The 21,331-nt window shown below is 55.4% G+C and carries 19 protein-coding genes and 2 pseudogenes; 11 read left to right on the top strand and 10 right to left on the bottom strand.

Annotated elements, in window-relative coordinates; genetic code table 11:
* Positions 1-223: 223 nt before the first annotated feature.
* A pseudogene (locus ACP7E6_RS24725) lies at positions 224-2,524 on the top strand (hypothetical protein).
* Positions 2,525-2,628: 104 nt separating this feature from the next.
* On the opposite strand, the gene ACP7E6_RS24720 reads toward ACP7E6_RS24725, so the two are convergent.
* Positions 2,629-2,862, bottom strand: a complete 234-nt coding sequence (locus ACP7E6_RS24720) for a hypothetical protein (RefSeq protein WP_426232343.1) — start codon at positions 2,860-2,862, stop codon at positions 2,629-2,631.
* Positions 2,863-3,169: 307 nt separating this feature from the next.
* Here ACP7E6_RS24720 and ACP7E6_RS24715 point away from each other — a divergent pair, with 307 nt between their 5' ends.
* Positions 3,170-4,015, top strand: a complete 846-nt coding sequence (locus ACP7E6_RS24715) for a hypothetical protein (RefSeq protein WP_426232342.1) — start codon at positions 3,170-3,172, stop codon at positions 4,013-4,015.
* 341 nt (positions 4,016-4,356) lie between these two features.
* Here the strand turns inward: ACP7E6_RS24715 and ACP7E6_RS24710 are convergent, their stop codons facing one another.
* Positions 4,357-4,707, bottom strand: a complete 351-nt coding sequence (locus tag ACP7E6_RS24710; protein WP_426232341.1) for a DUF982 domain-containing protein — start codon at positions 4,705-4,707, stop codon at positions 4,357-4,359.
* Between the two features lie 233 nt (positions 4,708-4,940).
* Here ACP7E6_RS24710 and ACP7E6_RS24705 point away from each other — a divergent pair, with 233 nt between their 5' ends.
* The gene (locus ACP7E6_RS24705) at positions 4,941-5,279 is read left to right on the top strand and encodes a hypothetical protein (protein WP_426232340.1); all 339 of its coding nucleotides are present in this window, start codon (positions 4,941-4,943) and stop codon (positions 5,277-5,279) included.
* Between the two features lie 91 nt (positions 5,280-5,370).
* Here the strand turns inward: ACP7E6_RS24705 and ACP7E6_RS24700 are convergent, their stop codons facing one another.
* From ACP7E6_RS24700 to repA, 4 genes are all read right to left on the bottom strand, one after another.
* Positions 5,371-5,706 (bottom strand): hypothetical protein, encoded by a 336-nt coding sequence (locus tag ACP7E6_RS24700; protein ID WP_426232339.1) that lies wholly within the window; start codon positions 5,704-5,706, stop codon positions 5,371-5,373.
* 704 nt (positions 5,707-6,410) lie between these two features.
* Positions 6,411-7,625, bottom strand: a complete 1,215-nt coding sequence (gene repC, locus ACP7E6_RS24695) for a plasmid replication protein RepC (RefSeq protein ID WP_426232338.1) — start codon at positions 7,623-7,625, stop codon at positions 6,411-6,413.
* A gap of 156 nt (positions 7,626-7,781) precedes the next feature.
* Entirely contained in the window at positions 7,782-8,762 is a 981-nt protein-coding gene (gene repB, locus ACP7E6_RS24690) for a plasmid partitioning protein RepB (RefSeq protein ID WP_426232337.1), read from the bottom strand.
* A 70-nt stretch (positions 8,763-8,832) separates the two neighbouring features.
* Positions 8,833-10,041: a plasmid partitioning protein RepA gene (repA, locus tag ACP7E6_RS24685; protein ID WP_426232336.1), complete on the bottom strand. Its 1,209-nt coding sequence runs from the start codon at positions 10,039-10,041 to the stop codon at positions 8,833-8,835.
* 958 nt (positions 10,042-10,999) lie between these two features.
* Between repA and ACP7E6_RS24680 the strand changes: the two genes are divergently transcribed.
* A complete protein-coding gene (locus ACP7E6_RS24680) occupies positions 11,000-11,446 on the top strand; it encodes a PRC-barrel domain-containing protein (protein WP_426232335.1) in 447 nt (148 codons plus the stop codon).
* 140 nt (positions 11,447-11,586) lie between these two features.
* Entirely contained in the window at positions 11,587-12,096 is a 510-nt protein-coding gene (locus ACP7E6_RS24675) for an MgtC/SapB family protein (protein WP_426232334.1), read from the top strand.
* Between the two features lie 50 nt (positions 12,097-12,146).
* Here ACP7E6_RS24675 and ACP7E6_RS24670 read toward each other — a convergent pair whose 3' ends face one another.
* Positions 12,147-12,650: a hypothetical protein gene (locus ACP7E6_RS24670; RefSeq protein WP_426232333.1), complete on the bottom strand. Its 504-nt coding sequence runs from the start codon at positions 12,648-12,650 to the stop codon at positions 12,147-12,149.
* A gap of 636 nt (positions 12,651-13,286) precedes the next feature.
* Here ACP7E6_RS24670 and ACP7E6_RS24665 point away from each other — a divergent pair.
* The 6 genes and pseudogenes from ACP7E6_RS24665 (at position 13,287) to ACP7E6_RS24640 (ending at position 17,631) form a co-directional block, all read left to right on the top strand.
* A complete protein-coding gene (locus ACP7E6_RS24665; protein ID WP_426232332.1) occupies positions 13,287-14,567 on the top strand; it encodes a hypothetical protein in 1,281 nt (426 codons plus the stop codon).
* A gap of 266 nt (positions 14,568-14,833) precedes the next feature.
* Positions 14,834-15,811 carry a YihY/virulence factor BrkB family protein gene (locus ACP7E6_RS24660; protein ID WP_426232331.1) on the top strand — a complete coding sequence of 326 codons (978 nt, stop codon included), beginning with the start codon at positions 14,834-14,836 and terminating at the stop codon, positions 15,809-15,811.
* A 123-nt stretch (positions 15,812-15,934) separates the two neighbouring features.
* Positions 15,935-16,284: pseudogene (locus ACP7E6_RS24655) on the top strand (exodeoxyribonuclease III); the annotation flags it as partial.
* Positions 16,285-16,396: 112 nt separating this feature from the next.
* Positions 16,397-16,639, top strand: coding sequence for a hypothetical protein (locus ACP7E6_RS24650; protein WP_426232330.1), 243 nt, complete (start codon positions 16,397-16,399; stop codon positions 16,637-16,639).
* A 16-nt stretch (positions 16,640-16,655) separates the two neighbouring features.
* Positions 16,656-17,414 (top strand): glutaminase, encoded by a 759-nt coding sequence (locus ACP7E6_RS24645; protein ID WP_426232329.1) that lies wholly within the window; start codon positions 16,656-16,658, stop codon positions 17,412-17,414.
* Positions 17,392-17,631 (top strand): glutaminase, encoded by a 240-nt coding sequence (locus ACP7E6_RS24640; RefSeq protein WP_426232328.1) that lies wholly within the window; start codon positions 17,392-17,394, stop codon positions 17,629-17,631. Before ACP7E6_RS24645 ends, ACP7E6_RS24640 begins: the two co-directional genes overlap by 23 nt.
* Positions 17,632-17,680: 49 nt before the next feature.
* Here the strand turns inward: ACP7E6_RS24640 and ACP7E6_RS24635 are convergent, their stop codons facing one another.
* The 3 genes from ACP7E6_RS24635 to catE form a co-directional block, all read right to left on the bottom strand.
* Positions 17,681-18,127, bottom strand: coding sequence for a hypothetical protein (locus ACP7E6_RS24635; RefSeq protein WP_426232327.1), 447 nt, complete (start codon positions 18,125-18,127; stop codon positions 17,681-17,683).
* A gap of 133 nt (positions 18,128-18,260) precedes the next feature.
* Positions 18,261-18,755, bottom strand: a complete 495-nt coding sequence (locus ACP7E6_RS24630) for a ferritin-like domain-containing protein (protein ID WP_426232326.1) — start codon at positions 18,753-18,755, stop codon at positions 18,261-18,263.
* A gap of 185 nt (positions 18,756-18,940) precedes the next feature.
* Positions 18,941-21,058: a catalase C gene (gene catE / locus ACP7E6_RS24625; RefSeq protein ID WP_426232325.1), complete on the bottom strand. Its 2,118-nt coding sequence runs from the start codon at positions 21,056-21,058 to the stop codon at positions 18,941-18,943.
* Positions 21,059-21,331: the final 273 nt, after the last annotated feature.

Here is a 21,331-nt window from a genome sequence, read left to right as displayed (position 1 = left end):
AAAGTTACTCACCCCAGCCGCTTTGGAACTTCCGCGCATTCAAAACGGACTGGCAAGGGGCATCATCATGACCACCTGCCCCACGATCACCTCGAGGGACTAAACCTCCCCGTAACGGCCTTGCCCGCTCCCGCCTCCCCCGTGATCGAGTAATCCTTTTTTAAACGACAGCTCCTATTCCCGCTCGCCCTTGGCATTGGTGCCGAGAGAATGGAATGAGAGCATGCCAAAACACGATCTGTCATCACGTCATTTTCAGCGAAAAAATCTCGAACTTCTGCGAAGCGCGCATTGCGCCGATCGCGTCGAAGCGAGCGCTGGAGAATATCAGGCCCTACCTCGTCGGTCTCATCATCGATGCCTGTGGGATCGAGGATGAACTGACGGCGGATTTGAAAAGGCAGTTCCGCGTTACCTTGGACGCAATCATACGGTGGCTCGGAGCGCCACGAGTTGCGGAGGACGATCAGCCGGTGAAGCAAGCACCACGATCAAAACGGCCTGATCAACGTCGGTCTGCGGCCACGGCGCCCTCCACCCGAACGCCGCGGCGCGTCGGCGACGACGATCCTGATCCCCGGTTCGGGTCGGAGCAGAAGGGACCTGAGCCGATCCGGCGGTTTCCTGATCCACTGTTCGAAGCTAGCAAAGATCCTGCCGGTTTTCAGGAGGCGCTTGTTTATCATATGCGAAGGTTCGGCGAGAGCCACTGGCAACTCTATCGCGCCGTCATTCGCCTGGGCGAAACCTTCGACGACAAGACCCTCCTTTCCTGGGTACAGGGCGAGCGCGTTCCACGATCAGTAGCGAGCTTCGGAATCCTGTCGCGCATCGAGCAGCGATACGGCCTGCCGGCCGGATACTTCAAGGCGAAGCTGCCGCACCAGTCCCGTTCTCTCTACGGCCATGAATTGGGTGACATCAGCCCGGCAGAGCGGCGGCGCCTCGCATGGCATCTGCCGGACGATTTCAGCAGCCTGCCCTTCGTCAAGCGGGAGGAAATCCTCGAATGGGTGCGCCGGGTCATCATCTCGGGCTCGACAGACTATCGGCGCTACCAGGCCGCAGCGGTCAAGCAGCATTACGCCATCCGCTTTCCAGGCATCACCTATGGCGGTGGATCGCTGTCGCCTCGATCGCAATGCCTGGCGATCAGCGCCAACCAGAATGCTACGGAAACGTTCGAAGATCCTGATCTTCTGTCAGGCGTCATCGACGCGCCGCCGCAGTTGGCCATGGAAATGGCTGATCTGATCCGCTTCAAGACCTCGACGCTGACGGCGATCGGCTTTCAGAGGAACGGGGTATGGGGAGAGGAAACAGCGTCGCAGAAGATCGAGCATCTCGGCTTGATGTTCGGCGCTCTTGCCGCCTCGCCTGCCGGCGCAGCGAAAGGACGCGGCGTTCCCCTCAGTCAACTCACCTTCGGCCTGCTGATCTTCCCGGGCGTCTGGGACTGGTATTTACAGTGGCGCGAACAAAGGCGTGGCTTCTATACCAAGTGGGAAGAGGAGGACATGCTGATGGTGGCACAGGCCCTGACACGTTCAGAAGTTGGCTGGATCCGCCAGCATCCGGAGCTGTTGAATACCGTCCGGCCGATCGAAGGCTTGGTCGCGCCCGAGGAGATCGAGTTCGCGGCGCGCGACTGGCATGGGGCCTGCGATGCGTTTCATCGCCATGCCGCCAACCGATCCAAGGAAGTTCAGCGGGTAATGCGTGTTCACCGCGATCCGTTCGAGCCGATCATGTGCATTCTGGAGGCGGACAGTCCGCTGGCGGAATACCGCAAGATCACCGATGAGATCCTCAAACGCATGCCGGACGAAGACCGCTATCCACGACCGGCCGCGGAGGCCGTCCGCTCTTCCTGATGCTTCGCCTCGGCCTGCATCTGGGGCTTCGGCAAAAGAACCCTCGCCAGCTTCGCGTCTGCCCGCGCGGTCATTTCCCCACCTCCGAGCGACGGCTGGAAGACATGAAGTGCGGCGAGCTACGGTGGAGCGAGCGGGAGCGAGGCTGGGAGGTGCTTATCCCGTCGGCCGCCTTCAAGAATTCCGGCTCGTCCTTCTTTGGGCAAAAACCATTCCGGCTCATCCTGCCGGACCTGCTCGACCTCTATAAATACCTCGAAGCCTATATCGATCGCCATCGCGGGGTGCTACTCGGCGCGGCAAAGGATCCTGGCACACTGTTCGTCAAGACAGTCAAAACGACCAGCCTCGACGCGGCCTACGACTCCACCAAATTCTACGAGGCCTGGCGAACCGTGATCCAGCGTTATGGGATCTACAATCTCTATACCGGTCGCGGAGCCATCAAAGGTTTGCTGCCGCACGGACCACATAATGTTCGGGATATTCTGGCGACCCATATCCTCAAGCAGACTGGATCCTATGAGCAGGCAAGCTACGCCATCCAGGATACGCCGGATGTCGTGCAGCAGCACTAAGGTCGGTTCCTGCCCCAGGACAAGGCGGCACTGGCCGCAAAGATCCTCAACCAGGTCTGGGAAGCGGCTTAGTCACAATGTGATGCGGGCCGCTCCCGGTCCCCATCAGCCGCCCGGGAAACGACCCTCGATATTGCGGCAGGCAGTGTCCTAGATGTCGGATGAAGCGGCCGCCGCTAGGCTTCGATCCCGGTGAGCAAAGGCAATGCCGGCGCCGTGCCGCTATCGGCCGGCTGGGTCTTGGGCCTGCGCCCGGAGGACTTACTCTTCCTCGCTTTCGACGGCGGGCCGTCAGGCGCTGTCAGTTCGAGGTGCTCGACGCCCGGCGACAAGGTCTCGGCAGCCGACTGCACCTTGTCGGTGTTAAGAGATGTGGGCGCCGGCTCCGTCGCGGCGTGCTCCGTTGACACGACAACAGTCCGTGGTTTCGGGCTCGGGGATTTTGGGACTGCCCGTTGCTGCGGGACGTCGGGCTCGACATAGCGGGAATAGCGAATCATCGGCGGTGAGCCTCCATAATGTTCACTAATCGTTCTCATTTGAAGAGGAGGGTGTCAACGCGATAAGTTGGATCAATGACCGGCGAGCAATCGATCCTGCGCTATCTTTTGACATTGGGAGGGAACGACACCAAGCCCGCGGCCAAACGAGCCGCACTGGCTTCTCAGCACTTGTTGGACCACTATGGACGCAGTTACTCAATCGTTGGGGGCCAGCATGTCGTTAAGTTTCGTTCGCCAGCGCCGGGTATTTTTTCTGCTTGCCGCTGCGTCGGCCATTGTTGCCTTCACCGTTCCGAGTGTTCAGGCGGCCGACAGCGAGTGTAGCGCTCGAGGCGCCGACATCGTCAGGCAAGCTTACCCCGCGGCGAAACAAGTTTCCGAACGGGAAATTAAAGTTGGAGGCCAGACCATCAGGCTACCGGCAGATGCGGGCGACAATCCTCATGAACTGATCTGCAAGACGTGGCCCGCCCGCCCCGAGCTCATGCTATTCGCAGTACCTCTCATGACGAGCCAATCGGAGGACGGAAACGAAGGAGACATCGAACTCCTCGTTGTCGATAGCGACGGTCTCAAGCTGAAGCACCGGCTGCGCCTTCCAGACCTTCTCACCGACGATGCCGTCTTCGTCTCAGGCGTGGCTTTTGACACCGCATACTATCGCCTTTCAGAAAGCGAGATTTCCTTCGGATTGCGCATTGAAAGGCGCGGAAGTTCGAGCCCCAATCCGTTTGGTGAGACAGTCCTGTGGCTCTTTCTCGTAGACAACAACGAACTGAAACCTGTGCTCGATAACATTGTGGTCGCAGGGCACCAGGGCGAATGGGATACCAATTGCGCTGGGGAATTCCGGACGATCGAGCGCACGCTCGCCATGGGGCGCCTTCAACCAAACCGCCATTCCGATATCCTCGTCTCGGAGAAGAAAACAAAGACTATCAGCACGTTGGGCCCCGACGGAGAGTGTGTGGACGATAAAGACGGGATCACAACTGCCCGTCGTCTGCGCTTCGAGGCAACTGCTTATCAGGTGCCGGAAAACCTCAAACGAATCGACTAAATGCACCGCGGGGGCGCAAAATCACCGAGCCGCTATGTGCAGTTGATCGTCAAGTGATGCACAAAAACCGCACCGCCCGTCGCTACAAGATAACGACCGATAATGTTGCATTATCATTTGTTACTGTTTAGCACTGCAAGAATGGCTGTATCATCGCGCAAAAGCTTAAAAATAGCGTTTCTGACACGCTGCGCCATCACACAGCAGTCTTCCAAATTGTGAACGCCGACGAATAGGGAAGTTCTCCCCTCCCCGGGCATGAAACTCTGCATTAATTCCGTACTTTTGGCCCAGATATCAGACGGCAGTTCCGGTATTAGACCGTGCTAGGTTTATTCGCTCTACGGCGAGGAGCCGATCAGCTTGGATCCCGTTCGGATGGCGTGTTGTTGCGGTGACATCGACGATTGCAGCGCTTCTTGCTTTCCGTCTTTGACGACGCGGATGTAACAGATGAAGGCCTCATCCGCAGCGCGCATCAGCGCTCTTGGGACAGCATCTGAGGGGCCGCGGTCCTGAAGTGCGTATAAGCATGCTTCAAGAGCAAACCTATACTCACGCCCCCCGCTCTGCGGCCATTCGTTCAGCAGTACTTCTGCTGCCGCGGCCACCGTATCGACTGGTTTGTATCGTTCTCCGACACCCGTAAGCAGCCAAATTGCGGGAAATTGGCACAACCTGTCCGAATTCATGGCACTGTTCCCTCCTCTTGCGTGCATATATTAGCAGACACGCAATAACCATTCCAGTTGGCTTGGTTGGCGGGATAGTATGTAAAACGACATCGGCCAATAAACGACCTTCGGGAGAACCCCCTCAGTCGCCGGTAAATAAGAAACAAGCGCCACCCGATACGGGTGGCGCCCCATCAACATCAACGGATGACTATCCGGAAGACGTCAGGTGAGTAGTAGAATCCATCACTATGGCGCCGGTAACCGCGGCGGTGTTCCTTATACCCTCGGTGGCCCTTCCAGTATCCACGCCGATCTTCGCTACGTTCCGCACGGCGATCATGCCGCCGTTCTTGCTGCCTCTTCCAGCGAGGCTTGTGATCGTCGCGGTGGCGATACTGAATTACCTGTATCTCCGACTTCATTTCCAGCCGCGCGGGCGCGATCGGGGCCGCAGATGCCGCCGTAAAGGTGGTGAGGCCTACCACCATCGCTATTGCAGCGGCGCCCATAGTCTGGATTGTATTTTTCATTTTCATCCTTTCGAGTTGATTTCGGACATTGCGCCCCTCGGTATGAACTCGATGTGAACTTCCTGTTCATATAAGTTTATCCCGGCACGCTTTTCACGCACTGGTTACCGGAGTGAAATCAATGTTTTGGGAAGCGCCCGGGGCTTGGTCAGCGGCGCGCAGCCGCCCTTAAAGCGACGGCTATGCTGATAGCAATGACAAGGCCAACAGCTGGCCCAAGAAAACCCGACATAGCCCGCGGCGATGCTACTTGCCGAGAACCCAGACGGCTTGAGATGATACCGTCGAGGTGAGCGACGTAGGCGGTAAGCCGGCGGATCTCCTCGGGAACGGACAGGCCAGACGAACTGGTGCCGCGCGGGCTCAATTGAGAGCCGTAATTATCCGTTTCTCCGTCGCCTAGCTCCGCGAAATATTCCTCAAGCTCATTTCCACCGGTGGAACGGTTCCGTTTGCCCATCCTATTTGAACCACGCTGCATCATCATCTTCTCCCTGACTTGTCGTCACAACGCAGGCGACGGCAAAAAGATGCACGAAGACAAGGAAAAAAGCCCTAGGTGTCACCGGACCCGAAACAGCCGAGCAGCTTGCGGACATGCGTTAGGCGCAAATGCGGCGACAGCGCGTTTTCAGTCAAATTTCCCGCCACCAAGAACCTGTCCAAATACGCGCTTCGCAGCTTCGGCCAAAGGAGCCTCTGAAGGAACTTTCTACGAGACAACGTAAGGCCCTCATTTTCACTCCCAAAACCCACTTCGAAAGCCTGCCGTCTGACCCGAGTAATCCCACCGACATTTCGCCGAGTGGTAAACCGACCTTGATATAAGACTTTCGCAAACCTGCATGCGTAGGCGTGCCGCTTTTCCGCAGGTCAGTCCGGCTGCGCCACCCAGCCGGCAACAACCAGGCGGCTTTCCGGCGCCCCCTCCCCTATCGTCGAGCAATGCGAAACACTGCCGGCCAGCCTTGCTCAGCGATAGATCAGCAGAACACGACCACTAGTTCGCGACAGCTCCGAATCAACGTTCCGGCCCGGTTTTTCTTACAGGCGTCCGGATCAGTCTTGTGCGTGGTTTGAAATGCATCGTCAGCCCGGCCTCCGTCATCCCACAGTCAGAAACTATCAGTCCCCGCGACGCCGGAGTTAATGAGGTGGGAACACGTATTTGTGCATTTATCCCCATTTTCATCCTGTTTTGCGCTCGCTGCGAGCGTTGGCGCGTACCAGTGCCATCAGCATCGGACCGAGCGAGAACTCGCCCTTCTCCGCCCTTCGGGTGAGATCACGCAGATAACCGCCTGCCGAGTTGATATGCCCTCCCCGCTCAAGGATACAGGCAATCGCTGCGGCCGCCATTTCCGGTCCCAATACGTCGCAGGCATCCTGGTAGGCAGTCGGACTGACCCCGAGCATCGATCGGACGGTGACGGCGGCCGTCATGAGTTCACGCCAACTGCCAATCGCCCCATTTGGCCCGTACATCGCCACGTCGGGGCACGCCCGTAGCACTAATCCCAACGGAAAGGCCTTTACGGGTTCAGCAGGGGGGTTGCTGGTGGGAATCGAGTTTTTGCCCGTCTTTTTTTTCGAGACAGGTTCAAATTCAATTATAGATTCGGTATTTGAATTCTGTATGTGCCGACGCTCTTCGTCATCATTGCTGTCGGATTTTTTAAAAACTAGCTGGTTTTCCAGTATGTTGAGTGTTTTTTCCAGCAGCATCGACAGTTCGTCAAGAATGCCGTTCAATGCGCCGTGCGTTTTGGCCTTTGCTATCTGCGAAACCAGCCCGATGTAATGGGATTCGATCTTGCCCCAGTCCCCAGATGCGCCCTCTTCCATCGCCGCGGTGAGTATCTTGCGAATATCGCGACGGCACAGTGAGATCTTCTCCTTGACGATCCTAAACTGTTTGCGATCGAGGGCAACCTGCTGCGCTAAGCGGGCCCATTCCTCGGATCGTGCGAGAAGGGGCGCCAAGCTGAAGCCGAAAGCGTCCTCAACCTCGCCTGCCCTATCCTTGCGCGCGTATCTCTTGCCGTTGGGGCTGTCTTTACGATGGATGATTCCGGCATTAACCAGAATAGCAAGGTTCTCGCGAAGCGTGGTGCCGGCGATGCCATTGGCGCGTGTGGCCAACTGGGCGTTTGAAGGAAACACCACCAGCTTGTTACCGTCTGAGAGATGGGTTTCCGGATAGAACGAAAGTAGCGCATTGAGCACTGACAAGGCGCGGTCTCGCAGCCCTAAAAGCGAACGCGCATCACACACGTCTCGATAGATCTTCCACTTGTCGATTGATTTGCCTGGATTGATCTCAGCCGACTCAATCTGGCTTTTTATCAAGGCAAGAGTCATCGGCCGCCGCCCAAAGGGCGTCGTCACAAATCCCGTCTGCATTTTCCTTCACCTTTTTTAGGCAAAAAGAACACAACCACCAAAACGGTGCCCAAGACTCTTGACTATGATTCGGGGAAATGCGATTCTCGATCTGCTAGGAATACGAGAGAGGCTTCCACGATTTAGGTCGTTTGGGGGCCTTTTTCTTTTTGCAGTTTAGTCTCCGTGTTTCTGTTCCTCGTCCAGGAATTGGGCGTAGAGTATGTCCAGTTTCGACGATAGGTAGTTTCCGAAGCGGCTGGCGTTTTTCGCCTTCATTGTCAGAGAAAACGATTTACCGCTGTTCTTGATCTCCGCTGCGACTGTCTTGTCTACGGTTTGCCACTTCGCGACGCTTGAAGACAACTCTGTCTTTTTCACCGGCCGCGCAGTCTTGTTCAACGCGTTCAGCACTGCCGTAAACCGATCGTCCGATCGCAATTCCAGAAATGTCGCGGCTCGCGTGAGGACGTCGATTTTTTCGATGCTGGATGCCCTCCCGGCGAGAAGCGAGAGCTCTATCCAACGCTCCCGGCCAACTGCCGGGGCAGCTCCGATCGTGCTGATCAGGGCCGCTGGGATGCGCTCCGTTACCGACATCATCTTTGACAGCGAGGCCGCATTGGTAGCGAGTGCTGCCGAGATGACCTCTCTGTCGTATCCTCTCTCATCAAGTCGTCTCGCAAACAGGGCGCGCTCGATAAACGTCAAGTTTGCGCGCGCCGAGTTCTCTTGACCCTGCGTGATGACGTGCGTTCGATCGTCCATCTGTTTGACGACAGCACGGACCTTGCGTCCGAGCGCCTTGGCAACGCGTAACCGCCGATGGCCGTATACGACCTGATAGCGATCTCTATCTCCAACATGTGGCCTTACAAGAATAGGGGTATTCTGCCCCTGAACCTTGATGGCCTCAACTAGGGCATCAAACTCCGCCGGATCATCATCGAGCCGATCAGAGATGAATGAGCCGTCGATCTGTTCCGGCTCAAGCTCAACGATTGCCTCGCCTTCGAGAAACCGGTCGGCCTGTTTGGCCATTTCATCGATTGACCGTATCATTGTCTTCGAAGCGCCGCGCATTGGATAGGATGTCGGCGCTTGTTCCGACGGGACATCGACATCGACTAAGCCTGCTAAAAAGTTCTTACGAGCCATCTACCTGCTCCAATTTCGGCATAGACCGTTGTATTTCCGCGAGAAAATCGCGTTTTTGTCAGCTGACATATCATCGCCCCCATGAAGCATGGATAAGCGATGCGATTTCTCCATTAACTGAATCCATGGAATCGATCGCGCGCTCATATGTTGAGCGCGTTATCGCGGATTTCTCCACTTCGTAGAGGGATTGCTTTGTAATCCCGGCGTCGGAGATCGCAGTCGATTTCAACATTTGGTTCTTCAACATGAACTCATGGAACATGGTGTTCATGAAACCCACCATTTGTGCCTGTGGTACGTCCGTCGGCTCGTATCGCGTGATAAGGTAGCGATACCATTCGAGATTGACCTCTGCACCGGCCGCGCGGATCGGTCTTAAGATACCTCCGAGCATCAGCAGGAACTGTCCCATAGACATGACATCGAGCATCTGCGGGTGAATTGTAATCAAGACGCTCGTCGCAGCCGTGAGCGCTGTAATGGTTAGATAACCAAGCTGGGGAGGGCAATCGACGACAACGACGTCATATCGGTCATCAACTTCTTGAAGCGCTCGCGATATTCGCGTAAAAAATGTCTTGCCTTCGTTGGACGAGCGGTTTGTCATCGCCAAGGGCGTGTCGTATTCGTATTCTTGCAGCTCAAGGTTTGCCGGAACGATATCCAGACCCGGAAAATTTGTAGGCTGGATAATTTCCGACAGGGGCTTCTTTTCGTCGTCGTAGCGGATCGCATCATAAATTGATGCCACTTGATCAAACTCTGGCTGAAAGCCGTGTAGAGAAGACAGTGATGCCTGAGGGTCAAGATCGATAGCCAGCACCCGATGGCCTGTCAGTGCGAGGTATTGCGCGAGATGAGCGGCACTCGTGGTTTTGCCGGATCCGCCTTTGAAGTTAACGGCAGCAATGACCTGGAGTTTTTCGCCTGGCCGGCGGTGCGGCACATACATGCGGCTATCGGAGCGGCCATGTTGATCGAGGTAATGCCGCAATTCCAGCATTTGACTGGCCGTGTAAGACCGGCGACCGGAACTGGATGTCTGGGGCAGGGGGCCTTTGCCATCGAGATGGAGCTTCTTCAGCGTGCTTTGCGACACGTTGAGATAGGTTGCAACCTCTGCCAAAGAAAACGAACGCAGCGTCTTTCGCGCATTTGGTGGAAACCGTTGCACGCTCAGCAGATGCAGCTTTTTCGATATCAGGTCTCCCTGTTCGAGGATCTGATCTTCGAAGTGCATTGGTATCTTTGTCGAAGGCATCGAGTTAGCGTTCATTTTAGAAAAATGTCCAGATAACGATTTATAGGCAAATTTTGCCTGTTAACCGTTATTTATCTCCGATTCTACAAGCGTGACAAGGAGATAATAGACCCCACCAAGGTTATACCGCTTCGATTGGACACACTATGTACGCAATCAAAAGTGAAGAATGTCTCTTTATTACAAGTACATAAGGGTCACCGCCTCACGTCGGTGTTCCGCCAACCCACCCAACATTTGTCCAGACAACTGGCACAGAACGACGCTTCTCAGCAACTTGACCATTCCCCAAATCAAGCAAACTCGTTCACTTCCAGCCTGGCTAAAGAATCACTCATTCGTATTTTACGAATAATAGCGTCAAATGATCTCACACATAGTTGCCTTTGATCCGTTCCGGATGCGCGTTGTATGGAACGAAAGCCGATCCCGTTGAAGACCTCATCCAAGTGAACGATTGCAAAGACAGCAAAGTGATTTTCCGGCTGCATCCCACCTTGAGACGGCGCAAACGGTCATGACCGCGGATAGAGGAATTGCCCGCTCGACTGAACCTTGCACCATGGCGATTTCAGCCGTCACGGAAGTCGCCAACTGTTTGAGCCTCTTACCTGGAGCACCGCACACAATGATGAGCGGACACTCCGGCGACCGGTTACAACCGACGAGACTACTGAGATTATCCCTCGTACTGCGCTAATGCAGTGCTCTTGGGGAGGAGGGGAGGGGAGTCTGGCTGATTCCGCGCCGAACTTCTGCTACAGCTTCCATCCCCATTGACCACCTCCAAACTGGTCATTTTCTCGGAGCGCTCCATAAGGTGATTGGTACTTCCGTCGGGTCACGATAGAGGCGACGCGGCGGCTACCGGTTTTGTAGCGATCGTCTCGGAACCAATTGTCCTGATGAGTGTTTACTGCCGCCGGAAGTGGTATCTCTCCCGCCGGCAACATTCACTTTAAGGAGCTTTTTTATGAACCTTCGTCTGATCCTTGCCGGTCTCACTTTTTCCCTTCTCTCAGGCGCCGCCGTTGCGCAGACGGCCGCAGCGACCGGAGCAGATGCAGCACTTACCGGCCCGGGCATCACAATGGGGACTTCCGCCACCATTCCACTGAAGTTTGTGAACATCCAAGACACCGATCTGATGACCTCCAGCCTTATCGGCGTCGATATCTATAACAAGCAAAACGAGGAAATCGGGGAAATTTCCGATATCGTAATCGGTGAGGGAAAGTCAGTCATTGGTATCGTCGCAAGTGTCGGCGGCTTCCTCAGCATCGGCGAAAGCTACGTCGTTCTTGACCCCGCTTCGGTTGCCCTTGCCGACGTCGATGGCAACTGGAAGGCCTTTGTCGATACCACGAAGGACGATCTGTCGAACGCTCCTAAGCTCGACTATTCAAAAATGAAGAAATAACCGGCAGGGGTGAGCTTTCGGGCTCACCCCTTGTCTTTTTGGGCGCAGAATTATGCAGTAAAAGGCCTTGCCTGCCGGGCACTTTCCTCGCGCAACAAATTGACCTGGAACGCCACATTTTTTTATTTTTGGAATTGCCAATGATCGACCAGATTTCTGCAATCGCCCAGTCCTTCAACGTGCTGCCACATCTTGGCGCACTTGTCGTCGCTTATCTCCTGGCGCTGCCCATAGGATGGGATCGCGAAAAGAGGGAAAGAAGCGCCGGTTTGCGGACATTTCCTCTGGTCGCGATCGCCAGCTGTGGTTTTATCCAAGCGACTGAAAATCTGACAGCAGGAAGCCCCGAGGCCACCGCTCGTATCGTTGAAGGATTGATCACCGGTATGGGCTTCATCGGCGGTGGTGCGATTCTGGTGGTAAGCAAAAGCGTGCGAGGAACCGCAACCGCGGCCAGCCTATGGGCTACCGGAGCGATCGGCACCGCTGTGGGGCTGGGAGCTTACGATATCGCGCTTGTTCTATCGATCATGACGTTTCTCACACTTCGCCTGATGACCAACTTCAAACCATCAGACGAACCAGCAGAACAACCCTTAGAAAGTGATGAACCTAGTGACAGTGGCAAAACAAAAGCGACGTCCGATTAAATTTGGGTGCCGGGCATTTGCACGTCAGTGGTCCAGACTTTTGATCTCCGTTACCGAATCAGCCGGATATCACTGGTGACAATGAGGCGGCCAGTTTTTGGATCTTTGTCTGTTGTTTTCAATCTCAATCCTTTGGCACCAATTTTTTCGACCGTCATCTGAGCCGTTAGATCGCCATTGATCTCCTTGCTCCACCGGACAGTAAAATTGATAGAATTTCCGGTGCGCGAACCGGAAAGGCGGGACGGGCGGCCAGAGGGTCCCATATAGATCCCACTATATTTCGTGCCATTCGCCCTGATGTCGGCGGAAATTGCCCGCCGGATCACCACCAGTCCACGGCACTGACCCGACATTATAAGAGATGTGCCCCGCGCTCTGCTGTCAAATTTGCATGTGACGTTCAAGGGTCTGGATCCGATTTTTGTTGTCACTGACCCAGTGCCCGACCATTTCCCTCCAATCGACTTTAAAAATCCTGCTTCGTCCGCCAGGGCAGGTTTCAAGAAAAGCATCAGAGTGAGCCCGACGGCAGTGAACAGGGGAATTTTCATTGAGCGTCCTCTCGCGACCGGGGAGGGGTCCCCGGACAAGTCTTTTCAACAACGTTGCGTGAGCCAAACGGTTCCTGGGCAACCTTGCCAAAGATACCGGAACTGCAACCCGGCAAGGGTCACTTTGCCAAACGCACGGTGGCGCGTTGAAATCACAGCCTGCGGTGGGGATGGCGTAGTGCCGCGTCGCATCAGGAAGGATTGAGGTTACAACGGCGGTCGCTATGACTGGTGGATCGTTGAAAAACCAGAACGCACGTGTCCGACACCAAAACTTAAGGGCATTCCAGCAATCGCCACAATCAAGCCGGATATTTTTGCGACAGCGTTTTTCCCCCTCAGGGAATATCAGTCTGGTTGCCGAGTTACAATTTTCCATTTGATGATCTGATTTTTCGCTCGGAAGTTGGCCCAGAAGCACCGAATGTTACACTTTCGAACACGAACGTCCCCATTGTTTTTTCAACCGCACAAGAGAACACTACGCAGATGGCCCTTCATGCCGGCGATGGATAAAGACATAGTTTTCACCCATAGTTCCTACAGGGGGACCGCCACATTCTGGCCTGCTCCGCCTAGGAACCGCGCGCGGCTCCGAGAGTGGCCCCAAGCGTTTCTGCGTTTCGATGATTGCAGATGGCCTGCGCCACCGATCGCGTGCTTGACTTGGCGCCGCAGCTTTCACAAGGCTGTCGGATATTCCCCTTCGAATGTTTTGACATACAGGCAAAGATGATTGAACCCGTAAAACGACGTGTGGTTATCCATTTTCCAGGGTTTGAACGCATGGACGCGTCAGCTCACTACCGGCGCTTCAAAAGGTCGGCTCACCGCTCGTCGGAGATATGGGGATTTTCGACTGCCATCGAGCCGTTAAGTGAAGAACCCAGCGCGTCGCATTTTGCGATCGTTTGCGAAGCGCCGGGCTGGCGAACAGCAAGCACTATCTACATTTGTGATCATAATACCCTTGTCGAAAAATTCAGCGACAAACCGATGACCCGGAGAATCCTAGCGGGGTTTGCAGGTTTTGGGTTTGCCATCGGTCAAGGGGCACTGACAGCCTATTTCAGGCACGCTTGGCGGTTCGGTCTGTTTTTTCTGTTTCCCTTCGTTCTCATGAGTATTGGTCTTGCCACAAGTCTTGCAGTCGCAGCCGTGCCTCAATGGCTGGATTTCAAATTCTGGCATTATCTCTGGAGTCTACCACTCGCATATTCATTCTATCGATATCTCTTCCATCCCTTCTCAGAACGGCTTCTCACGCTTCATCTGTTGGCCGATTGGGAACTCGCCGTATCGGCCGCAGGTGCGGGTGATTCAGACCTAGACCGATGGTTAGAGCGACAGTCCGACTTAGTGATCGAAGCATTGGATGAACCAGCAGACGAGTACCTCATCAGTTCGCACAGCATGGGATCGACGCTCGCAGCGCACGTGCTTGGCATGGTCTTGGAACGCAAACCTGACGCTATCGCGGGAAAACGCGTGGTGTTCGCGACGCTCGGTGGGGCGATCCTGCAATGCGCGTTGTTGAAGTCAGCAGACAGACTTCGTCAACGCGTTGGCGAAATAGCCCGCGCTCCTGAGGTGTCATTTGTGGAGGTGCAATGCCTAACGGACGTGATTCATTTCTACAAGTGTGCCGTGGTTTCCCTGTGTGGACACCCTGATGCACCGCAAGCCGAGCTGATGTTTATAAAGGTGAAGCATCTTTTGAAACCGGAACGCTACCTGAGAATCAAACGGGATTTTCTCAGGGTTCACCGGCAATATGTGCTTCACGCTGATAATCCCGGTTCGTTTGATTTCACGCTGCTGACCACAGGACCATTTCCAGCTGATCTCACCACGGATTATTCGAAAAGAGACTTTGGTTTCGCGAAGGCAGCGGCTTTAGGGAGTACAAACGCCTGACGCCCGCGTGCTGATCCGTCAAACGATGCAGCCACCCTGTCGAAGACAGATGTTGGGGCGTTATCAGGCCGGATTTGTCGGCCGGTGCCAATGTCCGGCGAGGGGGGATTTACTTCAACTCACGTAAGTCAGGGGTTTCCTGGCACTATCCGAATGTGCGCATAATCTCGGTTTCGCGGAGATTCACGCTTCCTCCCGATAGCCATTATTCCGGGTCGCGCTATCTTTGCCGAAGAGATGTGGCAGATCATGGAGTAAAACGGATAATGGGATCCTCAGCTGAACTGGAAAAAGAGGAACCGGGCCGCGGACGCAACGCAGAGACCCCGAATGAGATCCCGACGAGGGGCCTTCGAGATGTCTTCTGGCGGGTGCTTGAGGACGTGTTTGAAGACCGGGTAACTCTGATTGCCGCCGGCGTGACATTCTATGTTTTGCTATCCCTGTTTCCAGCTCTTGGGGCTTTAGTGTCATTTTATGGTTTCATCGCCGATCCCGCCACAATGGCCAAGCACATCGTCTTCATCTCGGACGTATTGCCACCAGGTGCTTTCGACATCATCCTGACACAGGTCAACATTCTCGTGCAGGCAAAAGCTTCGTCCTTGAGCACGAGTTTCCTTGTCGGCCTTGCTATCGCGTTGTGGAGCGCAAATAGCGCCGTAAAAGCCATGTTTGACGCGATGAATGTCGCGTATGGCGAGGCGGAAAAGCGGGGCATAATTCGACTCAACCTGGTGTCTCTTGCCTTCACAGGGATAGCTCTAATCCTCGCTGCGGTTTTCATCGCGGCGCTCGGCGGGGTTCCTGCCGTTCTTTCCTACATCTGGCTTGATGGTTGGCAGGAAACGCTAATTCGTTTTTTGCGGTGGCCGGTTGTCCTGATCGTCATAGGCAGCATTGTCGCGCTGATTTATCATTTTGGCCCGAGCCGGGCGCATGCGAAGGCGCGCTGGTTGACCTGGGGAGCCGTGTTCAGCACGCTGCTCTGGCTTTTGGCCTCCATCCTGTTTTCTTACTACCTGACCACTTTCGCCAACTATGAAGCAACCTACGGTGCACTTGGGGCATTGATCGGCTTTATGATCTGGACGTGGATATCAGTGATCATCGTAATCGTTGGAGCCGTATTGAATGCGGAACTGGAACACCAGACTGTCCGCGATACTACCACGGGATCGCCGCTGCCAATGGGGGCCAGAGGAGCGTATGTCGCCGATACCGTCGGAGAGGCGGCAGACTGAAGCCCCCAGGAAAACTCTCGCGTACTTTAAGAATTAGTTACCAACCCAAAAACTCGTTCGGAACATTGTCGCCCGATGCGGGTTTTTCGTGCAGCATCAATTCTCACAAGCACCGGGCACATCTTGAAGATCGCCACCTACAATTTGAATGGCGTCAAAGGCCGTCTCGAGGTGTTCCTGCGCGGGGTTGAAGAGGCGTCACCGGATATCGTTTGCCTGCAGAAACTGAAGGCACCCGACACAAGTTTTCTGCGAAAGAACTCAGGGCCGGGTACGGCGCGATCTGGCAGGGACGAAAATTTTGGAACGGCGTCGCCATTTTGGGCAAGGGCAGGGAGCCAGTTCTCACTCGCAGGCGTGTTTCCGGTGATTGCGACGATACACATCGCCGATACATCGAGGCTGCTATCAACGGACTGGCGAGTGGTTGCCTTTCTGTATCGAAATGCAATCCCGCTCCCGGCCCGACGTTTAATGCCGGCGTCGATAGACAGGTTTGGGGAGGGGGAGCATACGAGCGACCACGCACCTGTCTGGTTAGAGCTCAGTGACGACTGAAGTCCGTTTGAAACAGTGGAGATAGATATGGTCGGGAACTTTAGCGAAGACGTCAGGGAGAGGTTGGAAGACTTCGTCGATACATTTGTCGTGAAGGGAGCGAAGGCAGGCGATGTGCTTGACGCTATAATGGAGCAAGCGGCGGTGCTTCGGGACGCTTACGAGCGCGATCCCGACCCGGCAGAGGATGCAAGCGCCGATGTTGTGGGCGAACCGTCGAATGACTGGCCGGCGGCTGACCAAGACAAACCCCGAACGAGCGACAGTTAAGGATTGTGCAATCGGTATGGAGATCAAAGAACTCAAAGGTATCCTTGCGGATGTCGTCTCACGGGTCCGCAAGGAAGCACCCGCGGTGTTCGATGAGGCAATCGTAAAAGCTGAGTTGGCGGGAAAGCAGGCGCCGCTCAAAAAGGATTTTGAACAATTCGGTATCGCCGTTTACTTGCGTAACGGCCAAGAGGCAGCGGCTGGAAATTCACGCGTCGGGTTTCCAATTCAGTCGATCTCTAAAGTATTCGCACTCGAGGTCGCACTTGAGGCTATTGGCGAGAAAGTATGGGAGCGTGTCGGGCGCGACCCCTCGGGCGACCCGTTCAATTCGATCATCGATCTGGAGCGCGCAAAAGGAATTCCACGCAATCCCTTCATCAATGCGGGCGCACTCGTCATCTGCGACATCCTTGTCGGTCTTGGCGGCCGCCACGGTTCTAGTAGACACGTCGTCAGGCTGGTTGAACGCATGCTTGATGAGGAAAAGATGGAGCTGAACCAGGACGTGATGGACAGCGATCGGACCGGGGGAGACCTCAACAGATCGCTGATGTTCATGTCGAGGCATCATGGCAATCTGAAGGACCCGGTTGAAAAGGTCATGGACGCTTATATCCATCAATGCGCCATCACACTGGATTGCCGCGGTCTTGCGAAAGCAGGACGTTTTCTAATTCTTGACGGTTCGAATGATGACGATGGCGTCAAACTCAAGGCCGCTCGCAGGGCACGACGGATTTTGTCGCATCATGATGTTATGCGGACAGTATGACGGATCGGGCGACTTCGCCTACCGTGTCGGTCTGCCGGCAAAATCTGGCGTCGGTGGAGGCATTCTTGCAGTCGCTCCCCATCAGGCGTCGATCGCCGTGTGGTCTCCCGCGCTCGATCCAATGGGCAACAGCTGGTTGGGAACGCTCGGTCTGGAAATCCTGACATCGAAAACCGACTGGTCGGTGTTCGGTGCAACACGGCGGGCGGTTTCGTAGCAGTTTAAGCCTCACCGAAGTGCATTATGATTATACGCCTGTCACCAAGTTATACCTGGACGGGCTTTATCGTCGATACCGCAATGTTGCCGTCGATAACTCCACGGATCAGATCCATGCGGGCATGTTCGATTTCAATCACGGTATAGAGCTTTTCCGAGCGGAAAGCGCTTGCATTGCTCGTTGTCACATCTTCCGCCGGGGCAGCATCGATTTCCATAAAATCGAGCTCACGCTCCGCAGCTACGATCCGAGCGTCTCCGGAGGTGCGCGCTGCGACGACAACAACGCCTTGATAGGGCGAATTGTCCCATCGGGGATCGTGGGCTTCGGCGATGGGTTCGAGCCGATAGACATTTAGACGTTCGGGCTGCGTTCCGCTCGTTGTCGTGGCGTCATTTCTCTGAGCCTGGCTTTCGACAGACTGCCCAAATTCTGTCGGGCTGGTTGCGTTTGTGGGGCCAAGATTGTTTTGGTCGTTTGTCGCGTTCGACATAAAGACGCTCCTTTGCAGAGATAGGCCTAATGCGTGATCGTTGCCGGCCTTGAAGGCATAATCTATCTTCGGGCCGGAGAGGGCGCTGTACCGAATCCGCAGCGCTCTGCCACGGATCCGGTGTCGGGTACGGTCAGCCTTCAGCTTTTTGATTCACAACCGACGTAGCAATCGAGGTCAGCGCCAGATCTGTTGCCTGCTCTTCATCGAGCGTCGTCTGCAGCAATCCGGCAGCATCATTCAACCCAAGCTCGAGTGCCCATGTGCGCAAGGTGCCATATCGCGACATTTCGTAATGTTCCACGGCTTGGGCGGCTGCCAACAGTCCGGCATCCAAGGCAGGCGAGCCTTCGTATTCCTCCATGATCTCAGCACCTTCGTCGGTGATGCCGAGGATCGCATCGCAGGTCTTGGCTTCCGGTTCCTTGCCGATGATTTCAAACACCTGCTCGAGCCGCTCGACATGTACCTTGGTTTCTGCCAGGTGCTTGGCGAACGCGTCCTTCAGCTGGACGCTGGTTGCTGCTTCTTCCATTTCTGGGAGGGTTTCGACGATTTTCTGTTCGGCAAAATAGACGTCTTTCAAAGTGTCATGGAAGAGGTCTTCGAGCTTTTTCGTATGAGCCATTGGTGTATCCATTCTTTTGCTGGAGGTGCCGCTGACCCCATGTCAGCGGTTGTCTATAAGGGCTGCAGAGACCGGATATCCGCACAAGAGAGTTCTTGGTGCCAGACATCGTAGAACCCGAACGGCGCCGGAAAGCGCCCCCTACCGCGCTGGGGCGGGGCTCAACGCCCCTCCCGTTTCCATCATCAATTCAACTTGACCGATGGTTCGCGTGCCCAAACGCGAAGCTTCCCAACTTCGTCAAAAAACGCGGCAACGGTCGCTTTGTCCTTGAGCTCTATCGTGCCCTCGTCGAGATTTTCTGTAACCCCGGCCTTGGCCAGAAGCGGCACAGCATCGGCGACGTAACCGATGAATTTGCAGTGGGTGAACGCGTCAGCGACGAAGTCCCGTGCCGTGGCTTCTTTGAGAAGATCGGCAACGCCGTCGGCGGAAACAACGAGACTGACCGCGTCGTAGAGGACAGACGGACCACCGTCGATCATCTGGTGAGCCTCCACCCAGCTTCCATCCGACATCGTCACGCCACCAACCTTTGGGGCAATGATTTCGAAGACCGCCTTCTGCTTGGTCAGGTTGTCGAGCAGAGCTTTGAAGATCTGCACGTCAGCACCATCGGTCACGAGAATGCCGAGCTTGCGTCCCTCGAACCGTTTAGGACCACGCTCGACGATGCTGAGCGCCGGTGAAGGTTCCAGATCCTGGCGCGTCGGCATAGCGGCATCTGCAGGCTTAGGCATCGACTTGAACCCGAGCGCATGAGCCACTTTGCTGGCGAGCGTCTCGTCGATGTTAATGAGATGGGCAACCATCCGTTCTCGGATGACCGGCGTTTCCACCTTCGACAGTTCGAAAATCAGAGCGGCAGCAATATGCCGTTGCTCTGGCGGTGTCTGGCTGATGAAGAACTGCCGGGCCTGGCTGTAGTGGTCGGCGAAGCTCTCCGGGCGTAGGCGAACTTTCGGACCCTGTTCCTCCGCCGGGAAATGTCGATATCCCTGCAAGGGCGATTCTCTGGGGCCTTCCTCGAATGAATTCGGCTGGTAGTTGACGCGGCCAACGGGATTGCGCATGGCCATATGGCCATCCTGCTGGAAGTTCGCAAACGGACACTTCGGCGCATTGATCGGCAGGTGGGTGAAATTCGGCCCGCCGAGACGCTTCAACTGCGTATCGAGATAGGAAAAGTTGCGACCCTGCAACAGCGGATCATTGCTGAAATCGATGCCAGGCGGCACGTTCTGGGTCATGAAGGCGACCTGCTCGGTCTCGGCAAAAAAGTTATCGGGCATCCGGTCGAGGACCAGACGGCCGATCGGCTGCGGCGGCAAAATCTCCTCCGGAATGATCTTGGTCGGATCGAGCACATCGAAATCGAAGCTGTCGGCGAACTCCTGGTCAAAGAGCTGAACCTGTAGCTCCCATTCGGGAAAATTGCCGGACTGGATCGACTGCCAGAGGTCGCGGCGGTGAAAATCGGGATCCGCACCGTTAATCTTGACAGCCTCGTTCCACGCAACGGATTGCAGGCCAAGCTTTGGCTTCCAGTGAAATTTCACGAAGGTCGATTCGTCCTTGGCGTTGACGAAGCGGAATGTATGAACGCCAAAACCTTCCATGAACCGGAACGACCGCGGAATGGTTCGATCCGACATGATCCACATGACCATGTTCATGCTCTCGGGGGTCAGGCTGATAAAGTCCCAGAAGGTATCGTGCGCAGTCTGGGCCTGGGGAAACGCGCGGTCTGGCTCTGGCTTGGCTGCGTGAATAAGATCAGGGAACTTGATGGCATCCTGAATGAAGAAGACAGGGATATTGTTGCCAACGAGATCCCAGTTTCCTTCCTTGGTATACATTTTCACGGCAAAGCCCCGAACATCGCGAGCGAGGTCTGCCGATCCCTTGCTGCCAGCGACCGTTGAAAACCGTACGAAGACGGGAGTGCGCTCGCCGGGACGCTGAAACAGATCGGCGCGCGTGTAGGAAGCCAAGGACTCGTATGTTTCAAAAAAACCATGCGCCGCATAACCCCGCGCGTGGACCACACGTTCGGGAATGCGCTCATGGTCGAAATGGAATATTTTTTCACGGAAGTGGAAGTCGTCGATCAGCGCCGGACCGCGTGCGCCGACACGCAAAGTGTTCTGGTCGTCTGCAACAGGTCCACCTTGGGCAGTGGTCAAGACAGGGGCGCCGTCCTCGGCGAACTGATGAAGTTCGCCCCCTTCACCTCGATGCAGTTTTTGGTCGTGAATGGTCGCGATATTGGCAGGCGACGTCGGTGTGGACTTCTTGGCCATCGAAAGTCTCCGGTATATGGGATGGAGCAAATACAATCGCCTCAACAGCATTTTGTTCCGTCGAACGCCCACTCGCTACAAAACTAAGTCAGCAGTCCCGGTACGCCACCAGCAGCGCATACCGTCCCGTTTCGGCCCCGAGCCGGCAAGAACGCGTCATCAAGTCAGTCGTTGGCGATGGTTTCTGCGTCGCGCAATCTAGAATTTGCGATGGTGATGATCTTCGCATGATGGCGCCGAGCGCCAGGTCCTATGGTTTTCCGGCGGCAAGGA

This window comes from Pararhizobium sp. DWP3-4 (genome assembly GCF_049898205.1).
Lineage (GTDB): Bacteria > Pseudomonadota > Alphaproteobacteria > Rhizobiales > Rhizobiaceae > Pararhizobium.
Note: the sequence above shows the minus strand (reverse complement) of the source record. Positions and strands in the feature narration are given on the sequence as shown.

Coding starts and splice junctions, on each gene's coding strand:
- ACP7E6_RS24665 (WP_426232332.1), top strand. CDS start 13,287: ATGGCCTGCGCCACCGATCGCGTGCTTGACTTGGCGCCGCAGCTTTCA.
- ACP7E6_RS24670 (WP_426232333.1), bottom strand. CDS start 12,650: ATGAAAATTCCCCTGTTCACTGCCGTCGGGCTCACTCTGATGCTTTTC.
- ACP7E6_RS24705 (WP_426232340.1), top strand. CDS start 4,941: ATGGCGCCGGTAACCGCGGCGGTGTTCCTTATACCCTCGGTGGCCCTT.
- ACP7E6_RS24640 (WP_426232328.1), top strand. CDS start 17,392: ATGATGTTATGCGGACAGTATGACGGATCGGGCGACTTCGCCTACCGT.
- ACP7E6_RS24715 (WP_426232342.1), top strand. CDS start 3,170: ATGTCGTTAAGTTTCGTTCGCCAGCGCCGGGTATTTTTTCTGCTTGCC.
- ACP7E6_RS24645 (WP_426232329.1), top strand. CDS start 16,656: ATGGAGATCAAAGAACTCAAAGGTATCCTTGCGGATGTCGTCTCACGG.
- ACP7E6_RS24630 (WP_426232326.1), bottom strand. CDS start 18,755: ATGGCTCATACGAAAAAGCTCGAAGACCTCTTCCATGACACTTTGAAA.
- ACP7E6_RS24675 (WP_426232334.1), top strand. CDS start 11,587: ATGATCGACCAGATTTCTGCAATCGCCCAGTCCTTCAACGTGCTGCCA.
- catE (WP_426232325.1), bottom strand. CDS start 21,058: ATGGCCAAGAAGTCCACACCGACGTCGCCTGCCAATATCGCGACCATT.
- ACP7E6_RS24700 (WP_426232339.1), bottom strand. CDS start 5,706: ATGATGCAGCGTGGTTCAAATAGGATGGGCAAACGGAACCGTTCCACC.
- ACP7E6_RS24680 (WP_426232335.1), top strand. CDS start 11,000: ATGAACCTTCGTCTGATCCTTGCCGGTCTCACTTTTTCCCTTCTCTCA.
- repB (WP_426232337.1), bottom strand. CDS start 8,762: ATGGCTCGTAAGAACTTTTTAGCAGGCTTAGTCGATGTCGATGTCCCG.
- repC (WP_426232338.1), bottom strand. CDS start 7,625: ATGCAGACGGGATTTGTGACGACGCCCTTTGGGCGGCGGCCGATGACT.
- ACP7E6_RS24650 (WP_426232330.1), top strand. CDS start 16,397: ATGGTCGGGAACTTTAGCGAAGACGTCAGGGAGAGGTTGGAAGACTTC.
- repA (WP_426232336.1), bottom strand. CDS start 10,041: ATGAACGCTAACTCGATGCCTTCGACAAAGATACCAATGCACTTCGAA.
- ACP7E6_RS24710 (WP_426232341.1), bottom strand. CDS start 4,707: ATGAATTCGGACAGGTTGTGCCAATTTCCCGCAATTTGGCTGCTTACG.
- ACP7E6_RS24635 (WP_426232327.1), bottom strand. CDS start 18,127: ATGTCGAACGCGACAAACGACCAAAACAATCTTGGCCCCACAAACGCA.
- ACP7E6_RS24660 (WP_426232331.1), top strand. CDS start 14,834: ATGGGATCCTCAGCTGAACTGGAAAAAGAGGAACCGGGCCGCGGACGC.